The sequence below is a fragment of the Citrobacter sp. Res13-Sevr-PEB04-36 genome, assembly GCF_015672735.1.
Lineage (GTDB): Bacteria > Pseudomonadota > Gammaproteobacteria > Enterobacterales > Enterobacteriaceae > Citrobacter.
In genome coordinates, this window is the sequence record NZ_JADABY010000033.1 from 26,112 (window position 1) to 32,847 (window position 6,736).

Consider the following 6,736-nt stretch of genomic DNA (forward strand, 5'->3'; position numbering starts at 1 on the left):
AACGCCAGGTGATTACCAGGCTGTGTGGTACAGATCAACAATGTCTCCCAGGCTCGCTTCACGCGGATTACCACCGGTGCACACGTCATCGAATGCTGCCTGCGCTAGCGCCGGGATATCCTCTTTACGTACGCCAACATCACGTAAGTGCAGCGGAATTCCCACATCACGGTTTAAGGCAAACACCGCATCCACGGCGGCTTTACGCGCCTCGTCCAACGTCAGTGCTTCCACCTTCACGCCCATTGCGCGGGCGATATCGCGGAATTTTTCCCCGGTATAGTCAGCGTTGTACTGCATCACATGTGGGAGCAGAATGGCGTTGGCGACGCCGTGCGGCGTGTTATAAAACGCCCCCAGCGGGTGTGCCATACCATGAACCAGCCCCAGGCCAACGTTGGAAAAGCCCATTCCGGCCACGTACTGGCCCAGCGCCATGGCTTCACCGGCCTTGCTGTCACCGGCAACGGATCCACGCAGCGCCCCGGCAATGATCTCAATGGCTTTGATGTGCAGCGCATCCGTCAACGCCCAGGCCGCACGGGTAATGTAGCCTTCAATGGCATGAGTCAGCGCATCCACGCCGGTAGCCGCCTTTAACGCCGCAGGCATACCGTCCATCATATCGGCATCGATAAATGCTACCTGCGGAATATCATGCGGATCGACGCAGACAAACTTGCGCCGGTTTTCCTCATCAGTGATCACATAGTTAATGGTCACTTCCGCTGCCGTTCCCGCGGTGGTTGGGATAGCCATCACCGGCACGCTCGGGCTGCGCGTGGGCGATAAACCTTCAAGGCTGCGTACATCCGCAAACTCAGGGTTATTGTGGATAATGCCAATCGCTTTACAGGTGTCCTGCGGAGAGCCGCCGCCAATGGCGATCAGATAATCTGCGCCACTTTGTTCAAAAACACTCAGCCCTTCCTGTACCACCGCAATGGTAGGATTGGGGATAACGCCGGAGTAAATCCCCCACGCCAGCCCCGCCGCATCCATCCGCGATGTCACCTTATCGACAATACCGCACTGCACAAGGTTTTGATCGGTCACAATCAGTGCCTTACGATATCCCCGACGAATAACTTCATCGGTTAACGCCCCAACAGCTCCCCGGCCAAACCATGCCGTTTCATTCAGAATCATTCTGTTCGCCATCGTATTTCTCCTTTTCGCTTTGCGAAATTACTCTTCAATTCGTAATCCGTAGGATTTGAATTTCTCCAGCACGATGGCAATCTCTTCATCATCCAACACCGGAACGGGATCGACGATCGCTAACGTGCTCAGATAAAGGCGGGCCAGAACTTCCACTTCATGCGCCAGCCACAGTGCTTTTTCCAGGTTCGCCTCGCAGGCAATCAGCCCATGGTGCTGCAACAGCGTTGCTTTGCGGTCTTTCAGCGCCACGATCACATGCTCTGACAATTCACGCGTACCGAACGTCGCATACGGCGCGCACGGAATGGAATTCCCGCCGGCAGCGGCAATCATGTAGTGGATTGCCGGGATAGGACGGTTGAGAATCGATACCGCGGTACAATGAATCGCATGATTATGTACTACCGCATTAGCCTCTGGCCGCGTCTGGTAGGCCGCGAGGTGAAAACGCCATTCACTGGACGGTAATTGTCCTTTATCATAATTACCGTCGTTATCTACATACACGATCATATTTTCGGTGAGTCTTTCGTAAGGAATTCCGCTGGGTGTGATCAGCATTCCATTTTCATACCGTGCACTCACATTTCCCGCCGTTCCCTGATTCAGCCCCAGGCTGGTCATTTCAAGGCAGGTTTCAATAATTTCTCGCGATAAACGCATTCTTTCCATAATAATTCTCCGGGTACAGTTTCCCCTCGTCTTGATTGCAGAAATACAGTCGCAGAGTAAGACGGGTCAGGTTTCAGATATGAGCAGCCACTGAATTTTTATTCAGGTTCACCTGGCTGATTTATTTTTAGCGTCGTATTATTTCTGTCTTACGCGCTTAATTAACTTCATCGGAACTTTTACCGTTTCTTTTATCGGCTGATCTTCAATAGCACTCATCATCATGTCGAAGGCTTTTTCCGCCCAGACATTTTCATCCTGTTGCATTGACCAGACATTATTGGCGAGGAACCCCAGCATCGGATGTTCATCGAATGTCCCGATATTGATATCTGGAGGAATAACGCCAAAACGATTGCGAATAGCAATGATAGCCCCTTCCAGCACCGGTAATGATGAGGCGATAAATGCTTGAGGACACCCCTGCTCGCCGATCAGTTTTTCCATCAACCGGTGGCCGCCATCCGGCGTATTATCCGGACCTTCACGCACCCAATCCTGATGAAAAATACCATTATTGTTCAATGCGTTAAGATAACCCTGCAAACGATCACCAATACTGGGCAGTCCGGTGTCGCCAACTAAAAACCAGATCGGTGATTTTCCAGCATCAAACAAACTTTGTGTGAGTTTTTCACCGCCTAAAATATTATGACTTTCTACCAGTGCGTTATCGGTGTACTTAAAATCACGGTCAAGTAACACCATCGGTTTTCTGACCTGGCGCAAATGATGTTGTTGATTTTCGAGTGTTGATGGAACAATAAAAAGCCCATCGACATTACGCGCAATTAACGCCTTGGTTAATTTATTCTCGTAATCAACATCATCATAAGTACAACTAATCGTTAACTGATATCCAGAACGACGACAGCGTTGTTCAAGTTTTTCAGCGAGCGTAGCAAAGAAGACGTTGGAAATATTGGGTACAATCAGTCCCAGCGTATCCGTTTTATTCAGTTTAAGGCTACGCGCTGAATGGTTTATGACATAACCATAACGCTCAACGTATTCATTAATGCGCGTTTGGGTTTTAACGCTGATACGATATTGCTCAGCTTTCCCATTCAGCACCAGTCGCACGGTTGTCACCGATAAATTCAGATCGCTGGCTATCTGTTCTACTGTTTTAGCCATTATATGCCCCAGTTCACATCCAAAACGTCAATTCACAATCATAAAAGTATTTTAAACATTTGTCTTACTGCATCAGTTGGTTAAGCACCTGCTGTTGACCCCACATAGTCAGATACACCTGATATTTACGGGCATAAAAGTCCTGACGCTTAGGGTTTGCCTTGATAACCTCGCCAGGTTTCACCATCGCCTGACAGGCAGCAGGGAAATTAGCCCACGCCCCGCAGGCGACCGCACCGGTAATCGCCGCGCCCAGCGTCACCGCATCTTCTTCCTGCATCAAATGGATATCGCATCCAGTTGCATCCGCATACTCACGTAACCATAGCGGATTGTGCGTTGCTCCCCCGCACAGCGTCAGCCGTGAAATTGTGTGTCCATTTTCGCGCATCACTTCCATAATGTGCCGCGTACCGCAGGCAATCGCTTGTAATGTTGCCAGATACAAGCGGGCAACCTGCCGCTCACCGCGTTCAAGGGTCAAGCCACATACGCTGCCACGAGCATCCGGTCGCGCACGCGGTGAACGATTGCCATGATGATCGGCCAACACATGCAGGTCACGCCCCGGTTCTGCTTCATGCTCTTCCAGAGTAGCCACCCATTCATTGACCAATTCAATTGGATGACAGCCCCGCGCTTCTGCCTTGCGATACAGGTCCGCACTGGCGCCTGACTCCTGAAGCGTCCAGTCGACTAACGCCCCGGCGGCACTTTGCCCGCCTTCGGTCAGCCAGTAGCCGGGTAGCATCGCGGACCAGTACGGTCCCCATACGCCCGGTGTATGAATCTCCTGTTCGCTGCACAGCATATGGCAGTTTGACGTGCCGCTGATCAACGCCAGCGTTCCCGCAGGCTGGGCTCCGGCAAGCGCCACGCCGCCCGCGTGCGCATCAATCATCCCGCTGGCAACCACAACATGCGTGGTCAGTCCCAACGCCTGCGCCGCTTCAGGACTGAGCGTACCTACGGCGGCCCCCGGCGGTAAAATGCGCGAAGGGATTTTGCTGAGTAAATCTGTTAATTCAACGGCATCGAGCAACGAATAACAAAAACGTTGTTCGTGCGCCAGATAGTTCCATTTACAGGTCAGGGTGCACAGACCCGCTACATCGCTGTCGGTCGCTTTCCAGACCAGAAAGTCTGCCAAATCGTACAATCGATGCGCGCGTTGCCACGTGGCGGGAAAATGATTCTTCAGCCACAGCACTTTAGGCAATTCCATTTCGACGCTGACTTCGCCGCCAACATAGCGCAGGGCTGGATCCTGCGTGGCGTTAATGCGTTTGGTCTCTACGCCCGCGCGATGATCCATCCACATGATGATGTTATGGTCTGGCGATTCACCGGGTGAAACCGCCAACCCTTGTCCTTGTTCATCGAGCGCAACCAGAGAGCAGGTGGCATCGAATCCCAGTGAACAGATTTCCTCGACGGGAACCCCCGCTGACGACACCGCATCTTTCACCGCATGACACACCTGCTGCCAGATCTCGGCGGATGATTGCTCTACCCGCATCGGGGCCGGCCGAAACTGCGAGATGGGCAATGTCGCAAAGGCCAGCCGCGTACCGTTGGCATCAAACACACCAGCCCTGACGCTGGCGGAACCGACATCCACACCGAGGAAATATCCACTGCTCATAGTCACTCCCTGATACTGGCTAAAAAGGGGCGCACGTGTCGCCCCAACACTCTTATTTTTTACCAAATGGATGCAATAACTTGTCGATTTCCGGCGTATCAATGTTCTTCGCATTCACAAATTTAACCGGGATATCAATCTCTTTCGGAACAGCCTGACCCGACACAGCAGCGTTCAACGTTTTGATACCCTGATAGCCAATCTGGTAAGCATCCTGCACCACAAAGCCCTGGATAACGCCGGACTTCAGGAAAGCAATAATCGCTTCGGTGCTGTCAAAGCCGATCACCTTCACTTTGCCTTTCAGGTTTTGGCTATCAATGGCGTTCGCCACACCCAGCGTTGAACCTTCGTTGGTACCATAGATCCCGGCAATGTCCGGGTTGGCCTGAATCATATCGATGGTTTTATCCATCGCTTTTTGCGGATCCCCGTCGCTGTACTGGACAGGCAGGACCTTAATATCCGGATATTTCTCCTTCATGCGGGCAATAAACCCTTCCGAACGCTCGATTGCAGAAGAGGTACCGGCCACGTGCGCAATAATACCGACCTTCCCTTTGCTGCCCACTTCAGCGGCGAGCGCATCTGCGGCTTCTGCCCCAGCTTTACGATTATTGGTTGCCACAAAGCTGACCGGAATATCGGAATTTACGCCAGAGTCAAAGGTCACAACCTTAATACCCCGCGAATTGGCCGTTTCCACCAGCGGCGCGAGGGCATTGGCATCTAACGCCGCCAGCAGCAGCCCGTTAGGTTTTTGCGCCATCGCGTTTTCAACCAACTGAATCTGCTCAGCGATTTGTGTTTCATCCGCTGGACCCACATAGCTGGTTTTGTCACCCAACTCTTTCGCTGCCGCTTCTGTCCCCATTTTTACGGTTTGCCAGAATTCATGCTGGAAACCTTTACTGACCACGGGGAGGTTCATATCTTTAGCCAACGCGCTGGAAGTCATGCAGGCCAGCAGGGATAACGCATAGACAAAATGCCTGGTTTTCATTGTTGTACTCCGTTCTGAGTGAGTCACCCTAAACGTCAGGGTTATGATGCCCCGCAACTTCCGGGAGCGTAAATCAACGAATTTTTTTGCGTAATGTGTCGAGATAAACCGCCGCGATGACCACCACCCCCATTGCCACCATCTGCCAAAACTGGGAGACACCCATCAGGTTGAGGCCATTTTTTAATACGCTCATAATGAATGCGCCGATAATCGTGCCGCCAATGGTGCCGATCCCGCCCATCAGGCTGGTACCACCAATCACCACCGCGGCAATCGCTTCCAGCTCATAACCCACACCAACCGTTGGCTGGCCTGAGTTCAGACGCGAAGCCAGAATGACCCCGGCGATCCCGGTCAGCAGACCGCAGAAGGCGTAGACAAATATTTTGACGCGCTGGACTTTAATTCCGGACAGGTGCGCTGCAACTTCATTGCTGCCCACGGCATAAACATAGCGGCCAATCACCGTTTTCTTCAGGATGTACGCAGCGATCAGCGCCACCACCACCAGGTAAAAGACCGGATAAGGCAGCACGTCGAACAGGCGGCCCTGCGCCAGCATTTTGAAGCCAGGGTAATCAGCAAAGTAAATCGCGCGGCCATCGGTCATCACCATGTTGATACCCCTGACGGACATCATCAGGCCCAGCGTGGCAATGAAGGGCGGGATAGTCATTTTGGTGACCAACAGCCCGTTGATATAACCGCACAGCCCACCGGCCAACACGCCTGCCAGGATGCAAATCGGCAGCGGCAGACCCAGTGTGGCGCAGATACCGACCGCGACGCCGGAAAACGCCACCACGGAACCAAGAGAAAGGTCGATCCCGGAGGTAATAATGACGAAGGTGACGCCAATCGCCATGATGCCAATGACCGAGGTTTGCAGGGCAATGGTCATAATGTTTTCAGTATTAAAGAAAAATGGCGATCCAAAACTGAAAAATATCACCAGTATAATCAGACTGAAAAGCGGCGCGAGGCGCATTAAAAGTTCTTTGTTAATTTTAATTTTCTTATTATTGCTGTCTGAAGAGGTTACAGAGATAGTCATAAATTAATCCTCTAACGTCGCGTATTGCATGATTTTTTCTTGTGTGGCGTCATCAGAA

6 protein-coding genes are annotated in these 6,736 nt (G+C 52.0%); all 6 read right to left on the reverse strand.

Annotation, left to right across the window (positions count from 1 at the left end; all coding sequences use genetic code 11):
- Positions 1-12 precede the first annotated feature (12 nt).
- The 6 genes from fucO to IMQ48_RS10160 all read right to left on the reverse strand — a co-directional run bounded on the left by fucO (position 13) and on the right by IMQ48_RS10160 (position 6,678).
- On the reverse strand, positions 13-1,161 hold the full coding sequence (gene fucO / locus IMQ48_RS10135; RefSeq protein ID WP_196208931.1) for a lactaldehyde reductase: 1,149 nt from the start codon (positions 1,159-1,161) through the stop codon (positions 13-15).
- 27 nt (positions 1,162-1,188) lie between these two features.
- A complete protein-coding gene (fucA, locus tag IMQ48_RS10140) occupies positions 1,189-1,836 on the reverse strand; it encodes an L-fuculose-phosphate aldolase (RefSeq protein ID WP_096755886.1) in 648 nt (215 codons plus the stop codon).
- A gap of 138 nt (positions 1,837-1,974) precedes the next feature.
- Complete coding sequence (locus IMQ48_RS10145; RefSeq protein WP_196208932.1) at positions 1,975-2,973, reverse strand: LacI family DNA-binding transcriptional regulator; 999 nt, start codon at positions 2,971-2,973, stop codon at positions 1,975-1,977.
- Between the two features lie 64 nt (positions 2,974-3,037).
- On the reverse strand, positions 3,038-4,618 hold the full coding sequence (locus tag IMQ48_RS10150) for an FGGY-family carbohydrate kinase (RefSeq protein ID WP_196208933.1): 1,581 nt from the start codon (positions 4,616-4,618) through the stop codon (positions 3,038-3,040).
- A 52-nt stretch (positions 4,619-4,670) separates the two neighbouring features.
- Positions 4,671-5,621 carry an ABC transporter substrate-binding protein gene (locus IMQ48_RS10155; protein WP_115257587.1) on the reverse strand — a complete coding sequence of 317 codons (951 nt, stop codon included), beginning with the start codon at positions 5,619-5,621 and terminating at the stop codon, positions 4,671-4,673.
- A gap of 73 nt (positions 5,622-5,694) precedes the next feature.
- A complete protein-coding gene (locus IMQ48_RS10160) occupies positions 5,695-6,678 on the reverse strand; it encodes an ABC transporter permease (protein ID WP_096755882.1) in 984 nt (327 codons plus the stop codon).
- Positions 6,679-6,736: the final 58 nt, after the last annotated feature.

Coding starts and splice junctions, on each gene's coding strand:
- fucA (WP_096755886.1), bottom strand. CDS start 1,836: ATGGAAAGAATGCGTTTATCGCGAGAAATTATTGAAACCTGCCTTGAA.
- IMQ48_RS10145 (WP_196208932.1), bottom strand. CDS start 2,973: ATGGCTAAAACAGTAGAACAGATAGCCAGCGATCTGAATTTATCGGTG.
- IMQ48_RS10160 (WP_096755882.1), bottom strand. CDS start 6,678: ATGACTATCTCTGTAACCTCTTCAGACAGCAATAATAAGAAAATTAAA.
- IMQ48_RS10150 (WP_196208933.1), bottom strand. CDS start 4,618: ATGAGCAGTGGATATTTCCTCGGTGTGGATGTCGGTTCCGCCAGCGTC.
- fucO (WP_196208931.1), bottom strand. CDS start 1,161: ATGGCGAACAGAATGATTCTGAATGAAACGGCATGGTTTGGCCGGGGA.
- IMQ48_RS10155 (WP_115257587.1), bottom strand. CDS start 5,621: ATGAAAACCAGGCATTTTGTCTATGCGTTATCCCTGCTGGCCTGCATG.